At 73.4% G+C, this 22,619-nt stretch carries 20 protein-coding genes; 4 read left to right on the top strand and 16 right to left on the bottom strand.

The features are described from left to right. Positions 1 to 32: 32 nt before the first annotated feature. Genes O7629_RS06015 through O7629_RS05995 form a run of 5 tightly spaced genes read right to left on the bottom strand, consistent with a single transcriptional unit; the run spans position 33 to position 5,197 of the window. Entirely contained in the window at positions 33 to 1,601 is a 1,569-nt protein-coding gene (locus tag O7629_RS06015) for a long-chain fatty acid--CoA ligase (protein ID WP_278167997.1), read from the bottom strand. After that, a complete protein-coding gene (locus tag O7629_RS06010) occupies positions 1,598 to 2,062 on the bottom strand; it encodes a MaoC family dehydratase (protein ID WP_278167996.1) in 465 nt (154 codons plus the stop codon). Before O7629_RS06010 ends, O7629_RS06015 begins: the two co-directional genes overlap by 4 nt. Beyond that, a complete protein-coding gene (locus tag O7629_RS06005) occupies positions 2,059 to 3,231 on the bottom strand; it encodes an acyl-CoA dehydrogenase family protein (RefSeq protein ID WP_278167995.1) in 1,173 nt (390 codons plus the stop codon). Before O7629_RS06005 ends, O7629_RS06010 begins: the two co-directional genes overlap by 4 nt. Before the next feature lie 24 nt (positions 3,232 to 3,255). Then, positions 3,256 to 4,014, bottom strand: coding sequence for a 3-oxoacyl-ACP reductase FabG (gene fabG, locus O7629_RS06000; protein WP_278167994.1), 759 nt, complete (start codon positions 4,012 to 4,014; stop codon positions 3,256 to 3,258). Between the two features lie 13 nt (positions 4,015 to 4,027). After that, positions 4,028 to 5,197 carry an acyl-CoA dehydrogenase family protein gene (locus O7629_RS05995; protein ID WP_278167993.1) on the bottom strand — a complete coding sequence of 390 codons (1,170 nt, stop codon included), beginning with the start codon at positions 5,195 to 5,197 and terminating at the stop codon, positions 4,028 to 4,030. A 95-nt stretch (positions 5,198 to 5,292) separates the two neighbouring features. On the opposite strand from O7629_RS05995, the gene O7629_RS05990 reads away from it, so the two are divergent. From O7629_RS05990 to O7629_RS05980, 3 genes are read left to right on the top strand one after another with little or no spacing between them, the layout of a single operon-like run. Next, positions 5,293 to 5,958, top strand: coding sequence for a TetR/AcrR family transcriptional regulator (locus O7629_RS05990; protein ID WP_278167992.1), 666 nt, complete (start codon positions 5,293 to 5,295; stop codon positions 5,956 to 5,958). Positions 5,959 to 6,000: 42 nt separating this feature from the next. Beyond that, positions 6,001 to 7,419 (top strand): aldehyde dehydrogenase family protein, encoded by a 1,419-nt coding sequence (locus O7629_RS05985; protein ID WP_278167991.1) that lies wholly within the window; start codon positions 6,001 to 6,003, stop codon positions 7,417 to 7,419. Continuing rightward, the gene (locus O7629_RS05980; protein ID WP_278167990.1) at positions 7,416 to 8,534 is read left to right on the top strand and encodes an alcohol dehydrogenase catalytic domain-containing protein; all 1,119 of its coding nucleotides are present in this window, start codon (positions 7,416 to 7,418) and stop codon (positions 8,532 to 8,534) included. The genes O7629_RS05985 and O7629_RS05980 overlap by 4 nt, the downstream gene beginning before the upstream one ends. 91 nt (positions 8,535 to 8,625) lie before the next feature. Here the strand turns inward: O7629_RS05980 and O7629_RS05975 are convergent, their stop codons facing one another. From O7629_RS05975 to O7629_RS05950, 6 genes are all read right to left on the bottom strand, one after another. Then, positions 8,626 to 11,433, bottom strand: a complete 2,808-nt coding sequence (locus tag O7629_RS05975; protein ID WP_278167989.1) for a LuxR family transcriptional regulator — start codon at positions 11,431 to 11,433, stop codon at positions 8,626 to 8,628. Positions 11,434 to 11,481: 48 nt separating this feature from the next. After that, complete coding sequence (locus O7629_RS05970) at positions 11,482 to 12,102, bottom strand: TetR/AcrR family transcriptional regulator (protein WP_278167988.1); 621 nt, start codon at positions 12,100 to 12,102, stop codon at positions 11,482 to 11,484. A 93-nt stretch (positions 12,103 to 12,195) separates the two neighbouring features. Further along, positions 12,196 to 13,422, bottom strand: coding sequence for an acyl-CoA dehydrogenase family protein (locus tag O7629_RS05965; protein WP_278167987.1), 1,227 nt, complete (start codon positions 13,420 to 13,422; stop codon positions 12,196 to 12,198). After that, complete coding sequence (locus O7629_RS05960) at positions 13,422 to 14,501, bottom strand: phosphotransferase family protein (protein WP_278167986.1); 1,080 nt, start codon at positions 14,499 to 14,501, stop codon at positions 13,422 to 13,424. Before O7629_RS05960 ends, O7629_RS05965 begins: the two co-directional genes overlap by 1 nt. Beyond that, positions 14,494 to 15,402 carry an SDR family oxidoreductase gene (locus O7629_RS05955; RefSeq protein ID WP_278167985.1) on the bottom strand — a complete coding sequence of 303 codons (909 nt, stop codon included), beginning with the start codon at positions 15,400 to 15,402 and terminating at the stop codon, positions 14,494 to 14,496. The genes O7629_RS05960 and O7629_RS05955 overlap by 8 nt, the downstream gene beginning before the upstream one ends. Then, positions 15,399 to 16,169 (bottom strand): SDR family oxidoreductase, encoded by a 771-nt coding sequence (locus tag O7629_RS05950; RefSeq protein ID WP_278167984.1) that lies wholly within the window; start codon positions 16,167 to 16,169, stop codon positions 15,399 to 15,401. Before O7629_RS05950 ends, O7629_RS05955 begins: the two co-directional genes overlap by 4 nt. 148 nt (positions 16,170 to 16,317) lie before the next feature. Here O7629_RS05950 and O7629_RS05945 point away from each other — a divergent pair, with 148 nt between their 5' ends. Next, the gene (locus O7629_RS05945; RefSeq protein ID WP_278167983.1) at positions 16,318 to 17,526 is read left to right on the top strand and encodes an acetyl-CoA C-acetyltransferase; all 1,209 of its coding nucleotides are present in this window, start codon (positions 16,318 to 16,320) and stop codon (positions 17,524 to 17,526) included. A gap of 17 nt (positions 17,527 to 17,543) precedes the next feature. On the opposite strand, the gene O7629_RS05940 is transcribed toward O7629_RS05945, so the two are convergent. From O7629_RS05940 to O7629_RS05920, 5 genes are all read right to left on the bottom strand, one after another. Further along, a complete protein-coding gene (locus O7629_RS05940) occupies positions 17,544 to 18,821 on the bottom strand; it encodes an ABC transporter substrate-binding protein (protein ID WP_278167982.1) in 1,278 nt (425 codons plus the stop codon). Positions 18,822 to 18,985: 164 nt separating this feature from the next. After that, positions 18,986 to 20,038 (bottom strand): branched-chain amino acid ABC transporter permease, encoded by a 1,053-nt coding sequence (locus O7629_RS05935; protein ID WP_278167981.1) that lies wholly within the window; start codon positions 20,036 to 20,038, stop codon positions 18,986 to 18,988. After that, a complete protein-coding gene (locus O7629_RS05930) occupies positions 20,035 to 20,913 on the bottom strand; it encodes a branched-chain amino acid ABC transporter permease (protein WP_278167980.1) in 879 nt (292 codons plus the stop codon). The genes O7629_RS05935 and O7629_RS05930 overlap by 4 nt, the downstream gene beginning before the upstream one ends. A 40-nt stretch (positions 20,914 to 20,953) precedes the next feature. Then, positions 20,954 to 21,676 (bottom strand): ABC transporter ATP-binding protein, encoded by a 723-nt coding sequence (locus O7629_RS05925; protein ID WP_278167979.1) that lies wholly within the window; start codon positions 21,674 to 21,676, stop codon positions 20,954 to 20,956. Between the two features lie 4 nt (positions 21,677 to 21,680). Next, the gene (locus O7629_RS05920; RefSeq protein ID WP_278167978.1) at positions 21,681 to 22,523 is read right to left on the bottom strand and encodes an ABC transporter ATP-binding protein; all 843 of its coding nucleotides are present in this window, start codon (positions 22,521 to 22,523) and stop codon (positions 21,681 to 21,683) included. Between the last annotated feature and the right edge of the window lie 96 nt (positions 22,524 to 22,619).

Genomic DNA, 22,619 nt, shown 5'->3' with positions numbered 1-22,619 from the left:
GTCCCGGTCGGCGACCGGGACCGCCGTACCGGTCAGCCCTGGTCCGCCCGGTCGACCGCCATCTCCTGGCGCATCGACTCCCGCAGCTCGCGTTTGCGCACCTTGAGGCTGGGTCCGAGCGGCAGCGAGTCGACGTACCGCACGATCCGGGGATACTTGTGCCGGCCGAGGTGGCCACGCGCCCAGTCGACCAGCTCGGCCTCGGTCGGCACCGGGCCGGCGGTGCTGTCCGGCACGACCACCGCGCAGATCTCCTCGCCGTGCCGGGCGTCGGGTACGCCGACGACCGCGACCTGGCCGACCGCCGGATGTCGGGCCAGGACCTCCTCGACCTCCCGGGGATAGACGTTGAAGCCACCCCGGATCACGATCTCCTTCTTCCGGTCGACGATGAAGACGAACCCGTCGGCGTCCTTGCGACCGAGGTCGCCGCTGCGGAACCAGCCGTCCACGATCGCCTCCTCGGTGGCTTCGGGACGGCCGAGGTAACCGGCGAAGACGTTGTGTCCCCGGATCACGATCTCACCGAGCTCGTCGACGCCCAGCAGTTCGATCCGGTCCGCAACCTCCGCGCGGGCGATCTCCACCTCGACCCCCCAGACCGGGTGCCCGACGCTGCCCGCCCGGGTGCCGGACCACGGCTGGTTGGTGGTGGCGGTCGGGGAGGTCTCGGAAAGCCCGTACCCCTCGTAGATGGTCGTCCGGAACGCCGTGTTGAAGCGGTCCAGGACCGTGGTCGGCAGTGCCGCCCCGCCGCTGATGCACAGCCGCAGGCTCGGCAGCACCTCCCGGTTGCGGGCGGCCTCCAGCAACGCGATGTACATCGTCGGCACGCCGTGGAAGACGTCCACCCGTTCCCGGACCATCAGGTCGAGCGCGGCCGGGCCACTGAACCGGCTCAGCAGCACCAGGGTCGCGCCGACCCGGAAGGTGCCGTTCATCGCGACGGTCTGGCCGAAGCTGTGGAACAGCGGCAGGCAGCCGAGGACGACGTCGCTGGCCCGGGCCTCGTTGGCGTCGAAGGCGTTGACCGTCGCGTTCATCACCAGGTTGAGATGGGTGAGCAGGGCACCCTTGGCGGTACCGGTGGTCCCACTGGTGTAGAGGACCACCGCCGGGTCCGCCGCGGACCGGGTCCGGTACGAGGGCAGTGGTGCCAGGCCGTCCCCGACATCCTCCAGCCGCCGCAGGTCCGACCCGGGCGCCGCCGGTCCGACCGTCACCACCTCGACCCCGGCGAGCGTGGCCGCGGCGGCACCGAGCGCCAGCAGCGCGGTGTGGCAGACCACCAACGTGACGCCGCTGTCGCGCAGCACGTACCCGGCCTCGTCCGGGGTGAGCAGCAGGTGCACCGGCACGACCACCGTGCCGGCCGCCAACGCCGCGTAGTAGACGCGGGGGAAGTCGGCCACGTTGGGGGCGAACAGCGCGATCCGGTCGCCGGGTCGCACGCCCAGCTCGGCCAGGGCGGCGGCGTGGCAGCGGGCCTCCAGCCACAGCTCGGCGTAGGTGATCCGGGACGCCCCGTCCACCACCGCGACGGTGTCCGGGTGCCGCCGCGCGCTCTCGGCCAGCACGGCGGCCAGCGACAGGGCGGTCACCGGGTCGCTCCGGTCAGCAGCCGGCTCACCGTCTCGGCGACGCAGACCGGTTTGCCTGCGGTGTCGGCGGTCACGGTCACCGCCATGACCACCTGAACGCCGCCGTCCACCGGGTCGACCGAGGCGATGACGGCCTCGGCCCGGATGGCGGAACCGGTGCGGACCGGAGCTGGGAACCGGACCTTGTTGAGCCCGTAGTTGACGGCCATCCGCACTCCGTCCACCTGGTAGAGCCGGCGCATCAGGGCCGGAATCAGCGACAGGGTGAGGAAGCCGTGGGCGATCGTGCCGCCGTACGGCCCGTCGGCCGCCCGTTGCGGGTCGAGATGGATCCACTGATGGTCGTCGGTGGCGTCGGCGAACCCGTCGACCCGGGTCTGGTCGACCGGGAACCAGTCCCCCGGGCCCAGCGAGTCACCCACGGCCGCGGCCAGCTCCTCGGTGGTGGCGAAGGTCCTCATGCCAGATGCCCTCCCAACATGGTGTAGCCGCGCAGCAGGTCGCGGGCGATGATCAGCCGTTGCATCTCGTCGGTGCCCTCGAAGATGCGGTAGAGCCGGACCAGCCGGTACCACCGCTCGATCGGCAGCTCACGGGTGTAGCCCATGCCGCCGTGGATCTGCAGCACCCGGTCCACCACGCGGTTGACCATCCCGGCGCCGTAGAGCTTCGCCATGGAGGAGGCGTGGCGTGGGTCGAGACCCGCGTCGACGGTCCAGGCGGCCCGCAGGATGAGCCAGCGGGCGGCCTCCAGCTCGGTCTCCGAGTCGGCGATCATCCAGCTGATCGCCTGGTTGTCCCCGATCGGTCGGCCGAAGGTGTGCCGGGTGGTGGCGTGGTCGATCGCCATCCGCAGGGCCCGTTCGGCGATGCCTACGGCGTGTGAGGGGATGGTGTAGCGCCCCTTGCCGATCCATTCCATGCCCAGCCGGAACCCCTCGCCGACCGCGCCGAGCACGTTGCGGCCCGGGACCCGTACGTCGTCGAAGATCAACGCCGCCGGGCCGCCCTCGCCCATCGTGGGGATGAACTCCGAGCGCCACCCCATCGACCGGTCCACCAGGAACGCGGTGGCCCCGCCGGCGCGTACGTCGCGTTCGGGATCGGTCACCGCGACGACGATGGCGAAGTCCGCGTCGTTGCCCCCGGTGATGAAGGTCTTCTCCCCGTTGAGCACCCAGTCGTCGCCGTCGCGGCGGGCGCGGAACCTGATGTTCGCCGCGTCGGAACCGGCGCCCGGCTCGGTGATCGCGAAACAGCTGGCGCGCTCCCCCTCGATGGTCGGGAGCAGGTACTCGCGCCGCTGGTCGGGGTCGGCCCGGAACAGGATGTTGTCCGCCTCGCCGCCGAACCGGAACGGCACCACCGTCCGGCCGATCTCAGTCCAGATCAGCGACTGCATGACGGCCGGCAGGTCCATCCCGCCGTACTCCTCGGGGGTGGCCAGGCCCCAGAAGCCGAACGTGCGGGCCCGGCGCTGCAGCTCGCGCAGCTCGTCGCGGGTCAGCCCGGGCTGGTGCGCCCGCTCGCGGCGCAGCAGCTCCGACTCCAGCGGCACCACCTCCCGGGTGATGAAGTCCCGCGCCGTGTCCCGGATCGCCCGTTCCTCAGTGGAGAGTCCGAAGTCCATGTCCGCTCCTTCGCTGCGCCGGGTCTAGCGGGCGCCGCCGTTGACGTAGAGGGTCTGCCCGGTGACGTACGAGGCGTCGTCGCTGGCCAGAAAGGCGATGACCGAGGCGATCTCGGCCGGCTGGGCGACCCGGCGCAACGGGATCTGCTCGGCGGCCCGCTGCTGGTGGGCGGCCGGGTCGCTGCCGGTGCGGACCGCGGTGGCCGCGGTCATCGGGGTCGCCACGTACCCCGGCGCGACCGCGTTGACCGCGATGTCGAACGGGCCGAGTTCCAGCGCCAGGGTGGCGGTGAGTCCCTGTACCCCGGCCTTGGCCGCTGCGTAGTTGGCCTGGCCCCGGTTGCCCAGCGCGGACCGGCTGCTGAGGTTGACGATCCGGCCGTACCGGGCGGTGACCATCTGCCGCTGGGCCGCCTGGCAGCACAGGAACATGCTGGTCAGGTTGGTGGCGAGCACCGCGTCCCACTCCTCGACCGGCATCTTGAACAGCAGGTTGTCGCGGGTGATCCCGGCGTTGTTGACCAGTACGTGCAGGCCGCCGAAGGTCTCCACGACCTGCGCGGTCATCGCCTCCACCGCGTCGGCGTCGGTGACGTCGCAGCCGATCGCGACGGCCCGGCCACCGGCTGCGGTGATCTCGTCGGCGACGGTCCTGGCGCCGTCGGCGGCGAGGTCCACGACGGCCACGGCGGCTCCTTCGCCGGCGAGCCGGCGCGCGGTCGCCGCGCCGATGCCCTGGGCGGCGCCGGTCACCACGGCGGTACGGTCGGTGAATCTGGACATGGTGCTCCCTGGTTCAGCTGGTGGACGGTGGGTGCGAGAAGGCGTTCACGCCGGTGAGGGCGCGGCCGATGAGCAGTTCCTGGATCTGGCTGGTGCCCTCGTAGAGGGTGGTGACCCGGGCGTCGCGCAGGTACCTGCCGACCGGGTACTCGTCGATGTAGCCGTACCCGCCGAGCACCTGGATCGCGTCGTTGGCCGCGTCGACCGCCGCCTCGCTGGCGAACAGTTTGGCCATGGACGCCTCGGTGGCGAACGGCTCGCCCCGGTCGATCAGGTCGGCGACCCGCCAGACCAGCAGCCGGGCGGCATCGGTCCGGACCGCGATCCCGGCGAGCAACCGTTGGACCAGCTGGTGTCCGGCGATCGGCCGGCCGAACTGGGTCCGCTGGCCCGCGTGCCGTACCGCCGTGTCCAGGCAGGCCTGGGCGAGGCCGACGCAGCCGGCGGCGACCGACATCCGGCCCTTGGTGAGGGCGGCGAGGGCGATCCGGAAGCCGCCGCCGACCGGGCCGAGCCGGTCGGCGTCGGACACCCGGACCCCGTCGAGGGCGAGCTCGGCGGTGGCCTGTCCGCGCAGGCCGAGCTTGCCGTGGATCTCGCGGCGCTGCAGGCCGGGGGCGTCGGTGGGGACCAGATAGGCGGTGATGCCCCGCGGGCCGGCCCCGCCGCTGCGGGCGAACACCAGGGCGACGTCGGCGGTGGTGCCGTTGCTGATGAACATCTTGCTGCCGGTCAGCAACCAGTCGTCGCCGTCGCGCACGGCCCGGGTGGTCAGCGACGCGGCGTCCGAGCCGACGTCCGGTTCGGTCAGCGCGAAACAGCCCAGGGCCGTTCCGGCGCACAGCCGGGGCAACCACCGGGTCCGCTGCTCGTCGCTGCCGTGGCTGGCGATGGTCTTGGCGACCAGGCCGAGGGTGACCGAGACGATGCCACGAACGGCGGCGTCCGCCCGACCCAGTTCCTCCAGGACCAGGCAGTACGACAGGTGGTCGCCGCCGGATCCGCCGTAGGGCTCGTCGATGGTGAGGCCGAGGAAGCCGACCTCGCCGAGCTTGCCGACGATCGCCGGGTCGACCGCCTCCCGGCGGTCCCAGTCGGCGGCGTACGGCGCCACCTCGCGGTCGGCGAACCGCGCGGCGAGTTCGCGGAGCGCGGCCTGTTCGGCGGAGAGGCGAAGGTCCATGGGCATTAAACTAGCGCTGCAAGTTTTATTCCGTCCAGACCTGCTGTGGCAGAGTTCGTAGTCGATCAGGAACCCGTCGCCCGAGGAGATCACCCATGCCACGGCCACGGCAGGCGCTGCTGAGTCGGGAACGGATCATCGAGACGGCAGCGGCGCTGATCGACGCGGACGGGCTGGCCGCGTTCTCCACCCGCCGCCTCGCCGCCGCGCTGGGGGTACGCGGTCCGTCGCTCTACAACCACTTCGCCACCAAGGACGAGATCATCGACGCGGTGGTGGACAACGTCACGACCCGGGTGGATGTCTCGTTCTTCGGCACGCTGGACTGGCGGGAAGCGCTGCGCCGGTGGGGGTACTCGTACCGGGCGGCGCTCGCCGCCCATCCGAACATCGTGCCGCACCTGGCTCAGGGGCCCGGCCGTCGGCCGGCCTCGCTGGCGATGGCCGACGCGGTCTACGGTGGCCTGGTCGCGGCCGGCTGGCCGCCCGCCCGGGCCACCCACATCGGTGCCCTGATGCGCTACTTCGTGACCGGTTCGGCACTCGGCTCGTTCGCGCGCGGCTTCGGCGAGGACCCGGCGTTCTACGCCGAGCAGTACCCGCATCTCGGCCAGGCCCACCGGCTCCCCGAACACCAGAAGCAGGTCGACGAGGGCGCCTTCGCGCTGGGCCTGGAGGCGCTGATCGATGGCCTTGCCCGGACCTACGAGCGCACCGTCGGCCCGCTGCCGCCCCTGTCGCCGATCGACGAGACGTACTAGAGTCAAAAACTTGCAGCGCTAGTTTTTGCTCCGGAGGTCACGATGGTGGACGAACGGACCGACCTGTACCTCGCCGGACGCTGGGTCACCGCCGCGACCCGGGAACGCCTACCGGTGCACGACCCCAGCAGTGAGGAACTGATCGCCACCGTGCCGGGCGGCACGGCAGCCGACGTGGACCGGGCCGTCGCCGCCGCCCGCGCCGCCTTCGACGGCTGGGCCGACACCGCACCGCAGACGCGGGCCGCCTGCCTGCGCCGGCTGCACACCGCGCTCACCGCCCGCACCGAGGAGATCACGCACACGGTCGTCCGGGAAGTCGGCACCCCGCTGCGGGTCGCCGCCCGCGTCCAGGTCGGCCTGCCGCTGACCGTGCTCGCGGGCTACGTCGAGCTGGCCGCCCAGCCGCCCCGGCCCGAGACGGTCGGCAACTCGCTGGTGCTGCGGGAACCAGCCGGGGTGGTCGGGGCGATCACCCCGTGGAACTACCCGCTGCACCAGATGATGGCCAAACTCGCCCCGGCGCTCGCCGCCGGATGTCCGGTGGTGCTCAAGCCGAGCGAACTGACACCGATGGTGGCGTACCTGCTCTTCGAGGCGATCGACGAGGCCGGCTTCCCGCCCGGGGTGGTCAACCTGGTCACCGGCACCGGTCCGGAGGCCGGCGCGGCACTCGCCGCACATCCCGACGTGGACGTGGTCTCGTTCACCGGCTCGACCGCCGTCGGCCGGCACATCTGCCACCTGGCCGCCGACCGGATCGCCCGGGTCACCCTGGAGCTGGGCGGCAAGTCCGCCAACGTGATCCTGCCCGACGCCGATCTACCGACCGCCGTCCGGGTCGGAGTCGGCAACGCCCTGCTCAACTCGGGACAGACCTGCACCGCCTGGTCCCGGATGCTGGTGCACCGGGACCGGTACGCTGAGGCGGTCGACGAGGCCGCCCGGGTCGCGGACGGCTACCGGACCGGCGACCCGTTCGACCCCCGGACGCGGCTGGGTCCACTGGTCTCGGCGACCCAGCGGGACCGGGTCCGCCGCCACGTCGAACGCGGCCTCGCCGACGGCGGCCGGCTGGTCGCCGGCGGGCCGGACGCCCCGCTGCCGGAGCGCGGCTGGTACGTCGCCCCCACCGTGATCGCCGACGTCGACCCGGACGCCCATCTGGCCCAGGAGGAGGTCTTCGGGCCGGTGCTGGCGATCCTGCCGGTCGACGACGACGAACACGCCGTCGCGGTCGCCAACAACTCCCGGTACGGGCTGGCCGGCGCGGTCTGGTCGGCCGACGAGGAACGGGCGGTACGCGTCGCCCGACGGATCCGCACCGGCATGGTCGACATCAACGGGGGCGCGTTCAACCCGCTCGCCCCGTTCGGCGGCTACAAGCAGTCCGGTCTCGGCCGCGAATTCGGCACCTACGGGCTGGACGAGTTCCTGCAGACCAAGGCGATCCAGCGATGAGCGCCGGTCCGGCCGGCGACGTGGCGACGTCGGGATCCCCGGTACGGGCGGTGGTGGCCCGGGCTCCCGGGCAGCCGCCCCGGGTCGAGCGGATCACGCTACCGCCGGTCGGCCCCGGTCAGGTCCGGGTCGGTATCCGGGCCGCCGGTGTCTGCCACTCCGACCTGTCCATGATGAACGGCACCATCACGCCGGAGTACCCGCTCGTACTGGGGCACGAGGCGGCCGGCACGGTGCTCGAGGTCGCGGCGGGGGTCGACCGGGTCGCGCCCGGCGACCCGGTGGTGCTCAACTGGGCACCACCGTGCCGACGGTGCTGGTACTGCCAGCGCGACGAACCATGGCTGTGCGACCGCGCCGGTGCCGCCTCGGTCCCCCGGGGACGCACCGCGGCCGGCGAGCAGCTGCACGTCACCCTCGGCCTCGGGGCGCTCGCCGAGGAGGTGGTCGTCGGCGAGCAGGCCGTCGTCAGGGTGCCGGTCGGGCTGCCGTACGAGGTGGCCGCGCTGCTCGGCTGCGCCGTGCTGACCGGAACCGGCGCGGTACGGCGTACCGCCGGGGTCCGGGCCGGCGAGTCGGTCGCGGTGATCGGCCTCGGCGGGGTCGGCCTGTCGGTCGTCGGGGCGGCCCGGGCGGCCGGCGCGGCACCAGTGATCGCCGTCGACCTCGCCGCCGCCAAGGCGGACCTGGCCGTCGCGGCCGGTGCCACCGACTTCCTGGTCGCCGACGCCGCGCTGACCCGGGCGATCCGGGCCCGTACCGACGGACGGGGCGTCGACCACGCCATCGAATGCGTCGGGCGGGCCGGCACCATCCGGGCCGCCTGGCGCGCCACCCGGCGCGGCGGCCAGGTCACCGTGGTCGGGATGGGGTCGGCCGACGACACCGTCGGGCTCTCCGCCCTGGAGATCTTCCATTCGGCCCGTACCCTGCGCTCCTCGGTCTACGGCTCCTCCGACCCGGACCGCGATCTGCCCGCGTTGGCCCGGGATCTCCTCGCCGGCGACCTTGACCCGGCCGTCCTGATCACCGATCGCACCGACCTGGACGGCGCCGCGGAGGCGTTCGCCCGGATGGCCCGGGGCGAGGGCGCCCGCACCGTGGTCCTGCCCTGACCGCAGCGGGTGCCGGCCCTGACCGCAGCGGTGCCTGCCCTGACCGCAGCGGTGCCTGCCCTGATCACGCCGGTGCCGGCGCCGGCCATGATCATGCCGGCGCCGGCCGGGCCGGGACGGTCAGGGCGCGGACCAGCTCGGTACGGGACCGGATGCCGAGCCGGACGTAGACGTTGCGCAGGTGGTGGTCGACGGTCCGGGTGGACAGGAAGAGCCGGCGGGCGATCTCCCGATTTGTCGCCCCCTCGACGACCAGTTCGGCGACCCGCAGCTGCTGCCCGGTGAGCAGCCCTGCCGCGCGCAACTCGCCTGGCACGCGCAACTCGCCTGCCGCGCGCAACTCGGCGGCCGCCTGGTCGGCCCAGTCGGTCAGGCCCAGCCCGAAAAAGGTGTCGTGGGCCCAGTGCAGATGTTCACGCGCGGCCCGGGGGTGCCGGGATCGACGCAGTTCCCGGCCGAACAGCAGCTCCGTACGGGCCCGCTCGAACGTTGCGGCGCCCACCGGGTGCAGCCGCAGCGCCGTCCGGTACCAGTCCTGCGCGGACTCGCCACCGCGCGGAGCGAGCAGTGCGTGGCAGCGGGCGGACAGCGCCCGCCGGACCGGGTTGGCGGTGCTGGCCGCCCAGGCGTCGAACACCGCCAACACGTTGCGGGCCGTCCGACGTTGCCCGGGCAGCTGCGCGGCCGCCTCGATCAGATACGGGGCGGCCATCACCTGCACCAGCACCTGTCCCCGGCCGGTGCCGGGGTGAGCCAGGCTCAGCAGCCGGGCCAGGGCCGGTTCGGCGTGCCCGGCGGTCAGTTCAAGCACGGCCAGTGCCCACTGGGCCAGAGCCTGCGGCCGGCTGCCCGGATCCGGGCCCTCCGTCAGCTCGCCCAGCTCCCGGATCCGGTCCAGGCAGCCGGCCCGGTCCGCGCGTACCGCCGACAACACGGCCAGCAGACCCAGGTGGATCGCGGCCCAGTTCTGCTGGCCGGTCGACCGCGCGGTCCGCAGCCCGTCGCGGGCGCTCGCGGCCGCCGCGCCGTGCCGGCCGAGCCAGTATTCGGCGCAGGCCCGCAGCTCCAACGCCCGGGGCAGACCCGAGTGCTCCCCACGGCCACGGGCCACCTCGACCGCGTCGTCGGCCAGCCGGTGCGCCTCACGGTCTGCGGCGAGCAGGTGCGCGGCGGCTGCGGCGCAGTTCAACGCGGCTGGAGTCCGCTGCGGCCCGGTGAGCCGGATCCCGAGGTCGACCGCCCGGCGCAACGCGGGGACCGCGTGGTCGTGCGCGCCGCTCAGCGTCGCCGCCGTCGCGACGAGTTGGGCCGCCATCACCTCGACCTCGGGTGGGTCGTCCGCTCTGGTCAGCGCCTCGGCCCGGCGCGCCAGGTCGACGTAGCGGTACTGGTCACCGAGGTAGCCGATCGCCTCGCCCGCCCCGGACAGTGCCGCGACGGCCGACGCGCGGTCGTACGGAGCGAGCCGGTGGGCCGCCGCGAGCAGATCCGGTAACGCCCGCGTCGGCGCGCCGCACCGCAGTTCGATCTCCGCGCGGAGCAGATCCGCCCGGCCGGCCGCTGCCTCCCGGCCGGCCAACGCCAACGGGTTGGTGGATCCGGGCAGGTCACGCAGGAACTGACGGGCGCGCGCGGGTTGTCCCGCCGCCCAGGCGAAGCCCGCGGCTGCCACCAACCGGGCACTGCGGGCCGGCTCAGGACCGAGCCGGGCGGCCCGGTGCAGCGCGTACGCCGCGCTCGCCCGGTCCTCGCCACCGGCGAACGCCGCGCGTTCCAGCTCGTCGGCGAGGTCAGGGGCCGGCCCGGTGGTCGCGTCGGCGAGGTGGACGGCCCGGCGCAGCCGGTGCTCGGGTCGGTCGAGCAGCCCGGCGAGCAGCTGGTGCCCGGCGTGCCGTTCGGCCAACGGCGCGGTTGCCACAATCATGGCGCGGGCCAACCGCTGCGGGAAGGTCACCGTCTCACCGTCGACCCGGACCAGGCCGGCGTGCTCGGCCGGTGCGAGATCGCCGACCCCGGTGCCGGTCGCCGCCGCCGCCCGGGCCAGCAGCTGCTGATCCGGGCGCTCGTCGAGGGCCGCGACGAGCAGCAGTCGACGGGTCCGGTCCGGCAGGTTCGCCAGTCGGGCACGGTAGGCACGGCCGAGGCCGCCGTCGGCCGGCAGCAGGTCCGGCACCGGCTCGTCCCCGCGCAGCTGGCCGGGGCCAAGGGCGGCGGCCAGGTCCACCAGTGCCTGTGGGTTGCCGCCGCCGGCGGTGACCAGGGCGGTGAGCACGTGCCGCGGTACCGGCACGGGGAGGCGGTCGGCGAGGACGGCCCGGCTCTGGTCGTCGTCGAGTGGCCCGAGCCGGTGGCCGGGGACACCGGCGACACCGCAGGTCCCGGTGAGCACTCCGGCGACCGGGCGGCCGGCCAGCCGGCGGGCGACCGCGGTGAGCACCTCGGCGGTGCCCGGGTCGCCCAGATCCAGGTCGTCGAACGCATAGAGCAGGACACCGTCGGCCGCCACCATGGTCAGCAGCTCGCGTACGGCTATCGCCAGGGCGAGTCGTCGTTGCGGCGGACAGCCGTCACCGGCTAGCACCGCCCGCAGCAGCAGCCGGTGCCGGTCGGCCAGGGCGGCCACCTGGTCCCGGACCGGGTCGAGGAGGCGGTGCAGTCCGGCGTACGGCAGCGTGGCCTCGTCGGCGACACCGGCCGAGATCAGCAGGTGCCAGCGGCGGAGGCGGATCCGCCGGACGGCCTCGTGTAGTAGCGAACTGCGGCCGGAGCCCGGCTCACCGTGGAACAGGACGGCCGTCCCCTGGTGCCCGGCCGCCGCCGACAGCAGGCGGTCGAGAGCGCGACATTCCTCGACCCGCCCCCACAACCCAGATTTTTGCACTGGGGATGCAGTGAACATGAGGTCAGTGTCGCTGATGTGTAACCAACAGGAAAGAGCCGGGAAACATCAGGGTGAATCGGCGGAGCCGGTCGACAGCAACGCGCCGACCGTCCGGGTCATCACCGCCCGGGCCTGGTCCACCCCGAGTCCGAGCCCGTCGCGCAGCATCGACCACGCCGACCACATGCTGGCGACCGTCACGGCCTGCACCAGCTGCTCGCGGCCCGCCCCCGCGCGGTCAAGCTCCACCGCGAAGAGCTGCTCGACCTCCGCCCGGACCCGGTCGATGTGCTTGAGCCGGTTCCGGTGCAGCTGCGGAGAGAGCGGCTCACGCATCTGCGCCGCCCGGGCCGACGGCGCGATGAGCTGCAACAACCGGGCCCGCTGCCGGCAGTACGCGTCCACCCGCTTGGCCAACGGCAGGTTCGGCGAGATCGGCCGGTACGCCGCCTCCTGCTGCCGCAGCACCTCCTCGCCACTGGCTTCGAAGAGGGTTTCCATGTCCTTGAAGTTGGTCCACAGGGTCCGCAGCGAGATCCCGGCCCGTTCCGCGATCCGTTCCCCGGTGGGCCGCAGGTCGCCCTCGGAGATCAGCGCCAGATGCGCCTCGACGATCGCCGCCCGGGTCCGCTCCGCCCGGGCGCTGCGCCCGTCGACCCGGCCCGGCGCCTCGGCGCCCCTGCCCATCACGCCTCCTTCGACACCCGCCGCCGGACCACCCGGCACTGCGTCACGCCCGTCGGAACCGGCCGGGCGCCCGGTGGGCTTCCCCGGCCGAGTCTAGACACGCCGCGCGTCGCCGCCGTGGCGCCGTAGTTCGCGCCGGGCCAACGACTGCCGGTGCACCTCGTCCGGGCCGTCGGCCAGCCGCAGCGTCCGGGCCCGGGCCCAGAACCGGGCCAGTACGGTGTCCTGGCTGACCCCGGCCGCGCCGTGCGCCTGCACCGCCCGGTCGACGACCCATTCGGCCACCGCCGGCACCACGATCTTGATCCCCTGGATCTCGGTGTGCGCCTGCCGGTTGCCGACCGTGTCCATCAACCAGGCGGCCTTGAGGACCAGCAGCCGGGCCTGCTCGATCCGCACCCGGGCCTCGGCGATCCAGTCCCGGATCACTCCCTGGTCGGCCAACGGCCCGCCGAACGCCCGCCGGCCGGCGACCCGCCGGCACATCAGCTCCAACGCCCGCTCGGCCATCCCGAGCAGCCGCATGCAATGGTGGATCCGGCCCGGCCCGAGCCGGGCCTGGGAGATGGCGAAACCGGAGCCCTCCACGTCGATCAGGTTCGCCGCCGGCACCCGTACGTCCACGAAGTCGATCTCGGCGTGGCCGCCGTGCTCCCGGTCCTCGTACCCGTAGACGGACATGCCCCGGCGGACCGTGACGCCCGGGGTGTCCCGCTCCACCAGCAGCTGGCTCTGCTGCCGCCGCACGGGCGCGGCCGGATCGGTACGCCCCATCACGATGAACAGCTCGCAGCGCGGGTCCATCGCCCCGGTCACGAACCACTTGCGACCGTTGACCACGTACGTCTCACCGTCGCGTTCGATCCGGGTGGCGATGTTGGTCGCGTCCGACGAGGCCACCGCAGGCTCGGTCATCGCGAAGGCCGACCGGATCCGACCGTCGAGCAGCGGCACCAGCCAGCGTTCGCGCTGCTGCGGGGTGCCGAACCGGGCCAGCAGCTCCATGTTGCCGGTGTCCGGCGCGGCGCAGTTGAGCGCGGCCGGTGCCAGCGAAGGCGACCATCCGGTGAGCTCGGCCAGCGGGGCGTACTGCAAGTTGGTCAGGCCGGCCCCGTACTCGCCGGGCAGGAACAGGTTCCACAGCCCACGGCGCCGGGCCTCGGCCCGCAGCCGGTCCAGCACCGGCGGCGGCTCCCACCGCCCGGGTGCCTCCCGCACCTGACGCTCGAACTCCTCCTCCGCCGGGTGGACCCACCCGGTCATGAAGTCGCGCAGCTCGGCCAGCAGCCGGGCGGTCGTCTGGTCGTAGCCGAAGTCCATCAGCGCCTCGCCAACTCGCGTAGTCCCTGGGCGACCAGCGGAAGCACCCGCTGACCGACCGTGTCAAATCCCTCGCCGACGGTCTGGCCGCGTACGTAGCGGTAGTGGACGCCCTCGAGGATGACGGCGAGCTTGTACGCACCGAAGGCGAGGTACCAGGGCAGGTCGTCCAGGGACCGGCCGCTGCGTCGGGCGTACCGGGCGGCCAGCTCGTCGGTGCCGGGCTGCCCCGGCACCCGGACCCGCCCGGCGTGCACCAGGGTCAGCCCGAGGTCGGTCAGCGGGTCCCCGAGGGTGGACATCTCCCAGTCCAGCACGGCCCGGATCGGACGCCGACCGCCCGGCGTACCCCCGACCGGACCGTGACCCCCGCCCGGACCGTGCCCCCCGCCCGGACCGTGTCCGCCGGCCGGACCGACGTCCGCCCGCAGATCGCCCACCACCACGTTGTCCGCCCGCAGGTCGCCGTGCAGCACGGTGCCGGGCCCGGCGGTCGGTACGGACGCGGCCAGCCGGGCGTGCAGTTCGTCGACGCCCGGCAGGTCCCGGCTGCGGGAGGCGTCCAGTTGCCGCTTCCAGCGGCGCACCTGCCGGGCGGCGAAGCCGACCGGGACACCGAAGCCGGCCAGCCCCACCCCGGCGGGGTCGATCGCGTGCAGGTCGGCCAGGGTGTCGACGAGTGCCAGGGCCAGCGTGCGGACCCCCGCCGGCCCGAGCCGGGCCAGCTCCGCTGCGGTGCGGTGGACCGGCCCCGGCACGAACTCCATGAGGTAGAAAGGCGCACCGACCGGGCCGGGATCCGGGCAGTGGTGCAGTATCGCGGGGACCGGCACCGCGGTGGTCGCGAGTGCCCGCAGCACCCGGACCTCCCGCCCCATGTCGTGCGCGGTGGCCAGGACGTGTCCCAGCGGCGGACGACGGAGGACCAGCGTCCGTCGCCCGTCGCTGACCCGATAGGTCAGGTTGGACCGACCGCCCGCGATCACCTCGCCGGTCAGCGCCCCGCCGAACAACCCCGGCCCGGCCCGGTCGAGGTGGGCGGCGAGCCGGGTCAGGTCCAGGCCCGGCAGCTCAGTCATCGGCCGCGCCGTCCGCTACTCGCGGCACCACACCGTCCGCCGGTCGCGGCACCACACCGTCCGCTGGTCGCGGCACCGCACCGTCCGCCGGTCGCGGCACCGCACCGGGCAGGTCGCCGCGTCGCTCCAGCTCCCGCTGCGCACGGTTCATCGTCCGCAGCCAGCGCTGCGGATCGGCGGCCCGGCGGGCGTGGTACGTGGCGACCTCCGGATGTGGCAGGACCAGGAACCGGTCGTCGGTCAGGGCCTCTCCGACAGCGTCGGCGACCTGCTCGGGGGTGACGGCGTCGTCGTCGAGCTGGGCGGCGGCCCGGTCCCCGCCGGCCGCCAGCATCGGGGTGCGCACCCCACGCGGGCAGAGCAACTGGACGGTCACACCGCGGTGCGCGTAGGTGGCCCGCAACCACTCCGCGTAGCCGACGGCGGCATGCTTGGTCACCGAGTACGGAGCGTTGCCGAGCATGGTGAGCAGGCCGGCGGCGGAGGCGGTGACGAGCAGTCGGCCCCGGCCGGCGGCGAGCCAGTGTGGGAGCAACTCCCGGGCGGCGTACACGTGGGACATCACGTTGACCTGCCAGGCGCGGTGCCAGACCTCGTCGGTCGGCTCCCCCGGGCCGTTCCCGGCGACACCGGCGTTACCGCAGTACAGATCGATGCCGCCGAGATGTCGTCGGGCATAGCCGACCAGGGCGGACACCGCCGCCGGCTCCGCCACGTCGGCGGGGAAGGCTGCCGCGCCGAGTCGGGTGGCGACGGCACGCACGGCGTCGGAGGCGATGTCGTTGACGACGACCCGGGCGCCGCCGGCCACGAACCGGGCGGCCAACGCGGCACCGATGCCGGACCCGGCACCGGTCACCACCACCCGCGCACCGGCGACGGCCAGTCCCGGTCCGCTCACCCGGTGGTCCGGCTGGCCAGCGAGATCCCGCCGTCCACGACCAGGGTCTGGCCGGTGATCCAGGCCGCGTCGGCCGAGGCGAGGAAGGCGACGGCACCGGCCACGTCGGTCGGCTCGCCGAGCCGACGCAGCGGGTACGCCCGGGCGACCTCCTCCTCCCGCCCTTCGTAGAGGGCGGCGGCGAACCGGGTCCGGACCACGGCGGGGGCGACGGCGTTCACCCGCACCGACGGGGCGAGTTCGACGGCAAGGCTGGCGGTGAGGTGGTTGACGGCGGCCTTCGTCACGCCGTAGAACGCGATGCCCGGCGACGGCCGCAGCCCGGCGATCGACGAGACGTTGACGACGCAGCCGCCCCGGTCGGTCATCCCGGCGGCGCAGACCTGCTGCACCCAGCCGAGGGCGCCGAGCAGGTTGACCTCCAGCAGTTTGCGGGCGGCCGCCAGGTCGAGCCCGGCCAGCGGGCCGTGGACCGGGTTGATCCCGGCGTTGTTGACCAGGACGTCCACCGGCCCGAAGGTCTCGGTGACCTGGCGTACCGCGGCGGCGCGGTGGTCCGGATCGTCGGTTCCGCCGGGGACCGCCACGGCGTGATCCGGACCACCGAGGGCGGCGACCGCCTCGTCCAGGGCGCCGGCCCGCCGGGCGGTGAGGCCGACCCGGGCGCCCTCGGCGACCAGCCGGCGGGCGATGGCCAGCCCGATCCCGCGGCTGGCCCCGGTCACCAGCGCGACCCGCCCGGAAAGCCTGCCGCAAGCTTCACTCATAGTGCGTATAGTACGAGAGGGACCTTCACCTCGTCAACAATGAGATATCCCATCTGTACAGCCACTAAGCGGCCGCCAGACGCATTGACTTCTAGACAAGATAGAAGCACTGTCAGTGCATAAATAGCGCCACGCGAAGGAGTCTGCCATGCCCGACGCAGTGATCGTCGCCGCCGCCCGCTCACCGATCGGGCGGGCCGCCAAGGGTTCGCTGCGGGACCTGCGCCCGGACGACCTGGCCGCCGCCATCGTCCGGGCCGCACTCGACCAGGTCCCCGAACTGCCCGCCGACCAACTCGACGACCTGATGCTCGGATGCGGGCAGCCCGTCGGCGAGCAGGGACACAACCTCGCCCGAGTGGTCGCCACCCTGCTCGGCCACGACCAACTGCCCGGCACCACCGTCACCCGGTACTGCGCCTCGTCCGTGCAGACCACCCGGATGGCCCTGCACGCCATCCGGGCCGGCGAGGGCGACGCATTCATCTCCGCCGGCGTGGAGTGCGTGTCCCGGTACCCCGAAGGGCAGCCGGACGTCACCAACCCGGCGTTCGCCGGGGCACGGGCCCGTACCGCGGAGCGGGCCGGCGCCGACACCCCGCCCTGGCGGGACCCGCGCGACGACGGCGCGCTGCCCGACGTCTACATCGCCATGGGGCAGACCGCCGAGAACGTGGCCCGGCTGCGCGGGGTCAGCCGGCGACGCCAGGACGAGTTCGCGGTCCGCTCGCAGAACCGCGCCGAGCAGGCCGCCGCGACCGGTTTCTGGGCCCGGGAGATCACCCCGGTCACCGTGCCCGACGGTACGGTGGTCACCGCCGACGACGGACCACGGCCCGGCGTCACCCTGGACGCGGTGGCCGCGCTGGCCCCGCGGTTCCGTCCGGACGGCACGGTCACCGCCGGCAACGCCTGCCCGCTCAACGACGGGGCCGCCGCTCTGGTGATCATGTCCGACACCCGGGCCCGCGACCTCGGCATCCGGCCGCTGGCCAGGATCGTCGCCACCGGTCTGAGTGGACTCTCGCCGGAGATCATGGGTCTGGGGCCGGTGGAGGCGTCCCGGCGGGCGCTGGCCCGGGCCGGCATGTCCATCGACGACATCGACCTGGTGGAGATCAACGAGGCGTTCGCCGCGCAGGTGGTGCCGAGCGCCGAGGAGTTGGGGGTCGACTGGGACCGGCTCAACGTCAACGGCGGCGCGATCGCGGTCGGACACCCGTTCGGCATGACCGGTGCCCGGCTCACCACCACGATGATCAACTCGCTGCGCTGGCACGACCGGCAGACCGGGCTGGTGACCATGTGCGTCGGCGGCGGCCAGGGCATGGCCCTGATCATCGAACGGCTGGCCTGACCGCCGCCGAAGGCGGCTCAGGGCGCCGACGGGATCCCGTCGGCCGGCGGGGTGGCCGACTCGCCGGGGTACTCGTTCACCGGACCATCGGCCGGATCCGTCTCGTACGTCGGCCCGAAGTACTCCTGCGTCCCACCGCTGACCCGGGTCAGCCGCTGCCCGCCGTACCCGGAGTGGTCGGTGGCGGAGAAGCGCAGCGGGGCCAGTCCCGGGCCTTCGAAGCCACCCCGCTCGACCGCCTCGACCAGCGCCGTACGGGTCAGATCGGGTCCGGCCGCCTGGAGCGCCTGGACGAAGACGTAGCCGACCGCCATCCCGTACACCGTGTTGCCGTCGAACGGCGCGTCCGCGTTGTACTTCTCGTGGATCTGGCGGAACAGCACGATCCACGGATTCGTCTCGTCGTTGTGCATCGGCAGGTAGTTGACGCCGATCAGGCCCTCCAGCAGCCCGGCCGCCTCACCGAGTTGGCTGGCCAGGGTCAGGTGGTCTGCGCCGACGTTCGAGACCACCCACTGCGGTTGGAAGCCGATCCGGGCGGCGGTGCCGATGGCGAGCGCGGTGAAACCGGGCACCGTCGCCAGGATCACCACCTGACAGCCGGCGGCCTTGAGCGCACCGATCTGTGGTGCCACGTTGGTGTTGCTGGTGACGTACGTCTGCTTGTCGGTCACCGGGCCCAGGATCTTCTCCACCCCGACCAGGCTGTCCCGGCCGAAGTCGTCGTCCTGGCCGAAGAAGCAGACCGTTCTGCCGGCGAAGTTCTCCGCCACGTGGCTGGCCAGGATCTTCCCTTCGACGATGTAGTCCGGGTTGAACCCGAAGGTGCCGGGATACTTCTGCGGCTGGTCCCAGGTACGGCTGCCCGAGGCGACGAACAGATCGGGGACCCGGTTGGTGTGCAGGAAGTCGAGCACGCCCGTGTGGGTAGGGGTGCCGAGCCCGTTGAGGACGGCGAAGACGCCGTCCCGCAGGACGAGTTCCCGCACCACCTGCTGAGTGGTGGCCGGGTTGTAGCCGTCGTCCATGATCTTGTAGTTGATCTTCCGGCCGTACACCCCACCGGCCTCGTTGACGTGCTCGAAGTACGCCCGGGTGGCGGGCGCGATCGTGGAGTATCCGGCCGAGGCCGGCCCGGTCAACGGCATGTGGGTGCCGACCAGGATCTCGGTGTCGGTGACGCCGGGCGTCGCGACGCCGGAATCGTCACCGGGATCGGCGCCGCAGGCGGCGAGACCGAGGAGCAGGGTCAGGGACGCGGCGGACGCGAGACCGCGACGAAGGGTGGGTGACATCGACGGACACCTCTCTCGATGCTGGCGTGGTCGTGACGGTGTGCTTGATCGGTGCGGGTCAGTACGGGTGCGGGTCGGTACAGGTGCGGGTCGGTACAGGTGCGGGTCGGTACGGGTGCGGGTCGGTACGGGTGCGGGTCGGTACGGGTGCGGCGGTCGGGTGGTCAGGTGGTCGGTGGTGCCGCCCGATGCGGCAGCCGCGTCCACGCGGCATGGGCCAGCCGGGACAGGTGTCCCTGCACCCCACCGGGTGCGACGATCACGACGAGGACGAGGGTGAGCCCGAAGATCGCCAACGGCAGGTTGCCCTCCATCCGGTGCGCCAACGCCGGTGTCAACGGCAGCGCCTCGGCGAGGCTGTGGGTCAGCTCCGGCAACGCCACCAGCAGCAGCGCGCCCCAGGCTGCTCCGGCGAGCCGGCCGAGCCCGCCGACCACCACCGCCGTCAGCAGGGAGAGTGACAGGGCCAGCGAGAACGCTCCCGGGGAGACGTTCTGGGTCAGCAACGCGAGCAGCGCCCCGCCAAGTCCGGCGGCGGCGGCGCTGACCACGAAGGCGAGCACCCGGATGCCGGCCACCGGCAGGCCGGCCAGGCCGGCGGCGACCTCGTCGTCGCGGACCGCGCGCAGCAGCCGGCCGTACCGGCTCCGGACCAGGTTCGTCAGCAGCAGCAACGCGAGCAGGGTCACCGCCGCCGCCAGCCAGAGCTGCCACCGCTCGTACGGGAAGTACGGCCCGAGGACGCCCGGCGGTGGCGCGAGCGGCACCGCGAGCCCTTGCTCGCCATTGAAGACCCCACTGAAGGTGACCGTCAGCGCGGGCACCGCGATCGCCACGGTCAGCGTGACGCCCGCCAGGTAGGGCCCCCGGATGCGGGCGGCCGCCACCCCGATCACCGCGCCGAGGGCGGTGGTGACCAGCACCGCCACCAGCAGCGAGATCGGCAGCGCCCCGCCGCCGGTCAGGCCGCGCTCGGCGAGGGCACGCTGGCTGAGCGCCAGGCTGTAGGCGCCGACCGCCATCAGCGCACCGTGGCCGAGGGAGAGCTGCCCACTCAGGCCGGTGAGGATGGTCAGGCCGGCGGTGGCGCAGAGGAAGGCGGCCACGGTCGCGGCCTGGAACAGCCGGTACGGCTCCAGCAGGTAGCTGGTCGCCAACACCGCCAGTACGCCGACGGCGAGCAGGCCGAGGTGACGGGGCAACGTGTAGGCGCTCACACCTGCCTCGCCGTCGTCGTGGCGAACAGTCCGCCCGGTCGGATCAGCAGCACCGCCAGCAGCAGTGTCAGGACGGCGAGCGGGGTGACGTCGCTGCCCACGTAGCCGCCCACGTAGGACAGGGCCAGACCGACGGCGAGGCCACCGACCACCGCCCCGGGTGGGCTCTCCAGACCACCGACCACGGCCGAGGTGAACGCCGAGACGAAGACCAGGTCCATCGCGTTCGGGTGCAGGCCGAGCTCGGTGGGGACGATCAGCATCGCGGCGAGCGCCCCGACGGCCGACGCGAGCGCCCAGCCGAGGGTGAGCATCCCGCCGACCCGTACCCCGAGCAACCGGGCCACGTCCGGGGCGAAGGCCGCCGCCCTCATCCGCAGGCCGACGGCGGTCCGGGCGAAGATCCACGCCAGCGCGACCACGACGACCCCGACGGCGCCGAAGACGAACAGATCGTACGGGGAGAGCAGGCGCAGCCCGCCGACCGTGACGGCGGAGCGGGACAGCGGCGTCGGCGCCGGGCGGAACTCGTTGCCGTACACGATGCCCAGCGCGGCCTGGATGACCAGGACCAGCCCGAGCGCCACGATCACCGGGCTGAGCGGGGAGGCGTGCCCGACGTGCCGCATGACGATCCGCTCGACGGCGGCGCCGAGCAGCAGACCGGCGGCGATCGCGGTCAGGAAGCCGATCCAGTACGAGCCGGTCGCGGCGGCGACGCCGTAGCCGACGTACGCGGTGGCGGCGGCCATCGCGCCCTGGGCGAAGTTGACCGCCCGGGCGGCCCGCCAGATCAGGACGAGGGCCAGCGCGAACGCGGCGTAGACCGCGCCTCGCGACAGCCCGTCGAGGGTGAGGAAGAGGAAGCGGTCCAACGGGGCCTCCTGGTGCGGTCGGAGATCCGGGATTCGGCGGTCAGAAGCCGAGATAGTGGTGGCGCAGCGATTCGTCGTCGCGCAGTCGCGCGGCGGGAGCCCGCACGACGATCCGGCCCAGGGACATGACCACCGCCTCGTCGGCGACGGAGAGTGCGCCGTGGACGTTCTGCTCGACGAGCAGGACGGTCAGTCCGGTCTCGTCCCGCAGCCGCCGGAGCAGCGCCATGATCTGGGTGATCACCCGGGGCGCCAGGCCGAGTGACGGTTCGTCGAGCAGCAGCAGCCGGGGACGGGCGACGAGCGCCCGACCGAGGGCGAGCATCTGCCGCTCCCCGCCGGAGAGCTGGTGGCCGTGCCATCGGCGCCGCCGGGCCAGCGGTTCGAAGAGCTGATAGACCTCGTCGAGGGCACGGGCCGCGTCGGCCCGGTCGCGCCGCCAGAGCCCACCGAGTCGCAGGTTCTCGTGGACGGTCAGCTCGCCGATCACCCCACGCCCTTCCGGCACGTGCGCCATGCCCCGCCGGACCACCTCCTCGACCGGTACGCCGCGCAGGTCCGCGCCGGCGAGCACCACCCGTCCCGCACTCGCCGGGACCATGCCGCAGAGGGTCCGCAGCAGCGTCGTCTTGCCGGCGCCGTTGGCACCCACCACGGCGACGATGGTGCCGGCGCGGATGGTCAGGTCGACGTCCCGCAGGACCGGCACGGCCCCGTACCCGGCGGCAAGGTCCCGGACGGTGAGCAGCTCCTCGGCGGTCACGGGGTCACCGCCCGTCCGCTGTCGCGGGCGGTTGCGGTGCCGCGGCCGAGCGGGGCCCGGATGTGAGGGCCGGGTCGTCGACCGCCGCGCCGAGGTACGCCTCGACGACCGCGGGAGCGGCGCGGACCTGCTCAGGGGTGCCGGTCGCGACGACCCGGCCGAAGTCCAGCACGACGACCTGGTCGCAGGTGGACATGACCAGGTCCATGTGGTGCTCGACGAGCAGCACCGCGCAGGGGTCGACGGCCTGACCGGGCAGGTCGCGGATCAGGTCGGCGAGTTGCCTGACGTCCTCGTCGCCGAGCCCGCCGGCCGGCTCGTCGAGCAGCAGCAGGCGGGGCCGGGCGACGAGCGCCCGAGCCAGCGCCACCCGCTGGCGGACCGCGAACGGCAGGGTGCCCGGCAGCCGTGCCGCGTGTGCGGCGACGCCGAGCCGGTCGAGGGTGTCGAGCGCCTCAGCACGCAGCCGCCGTTCGTCACGGTCGGCCCGGGGCAGTGCGAACAGGGCGGCGAGGAAGCCGGTCCGGGCGCGGTGGTTGGCCCCGGTCATCACGTTCTCCAGGACGGTGAGCCCGGCGAAGAGTCCGGTGCCCTGCAGGGTGCGGGCGATCCCGAGTCGGGTGAGCCGGTGCGGGCGGGGCCGGAACGGCTGCCCGTCCAGGGTCATCGTGCCGACGTCCGGCGACACGAATCCACAGACGACGTTGAACAGGGTGGTCTTACCTGCGCCGTTCGGGCCGATCACCCCGATCACGGTGCCGGGCGGCACGTCGAGGGAGACGTCGTCGAGGGCGGTGAGCCCACCGAAGCGCACCCCGACGTTTCGCAGTCCGAGTCCTCGTCCCATCGCCCGTCCCTTGGCCGGGGGCATTAATTACACTGACAGTGTACGTTTTTGGATCACCAGGTCAACACCCGCGAAGCAACTGTGTAACCTGCTTGG

This window comes from Solwaraspora sp. WMMD792, assembly GCF_029626105.1.
Classification (GTDB): domain Bacteria; phylum Actinomycetota; class Actinomycetes; order Mycobacteriales; family Micromonosporaceae; genus Micromonospora_E.
The sequence above is the reverse complement of the archived record's forward strand: the minus strand, read 5'-3'. Positions and strand labels throughout refer to the sequence as shown.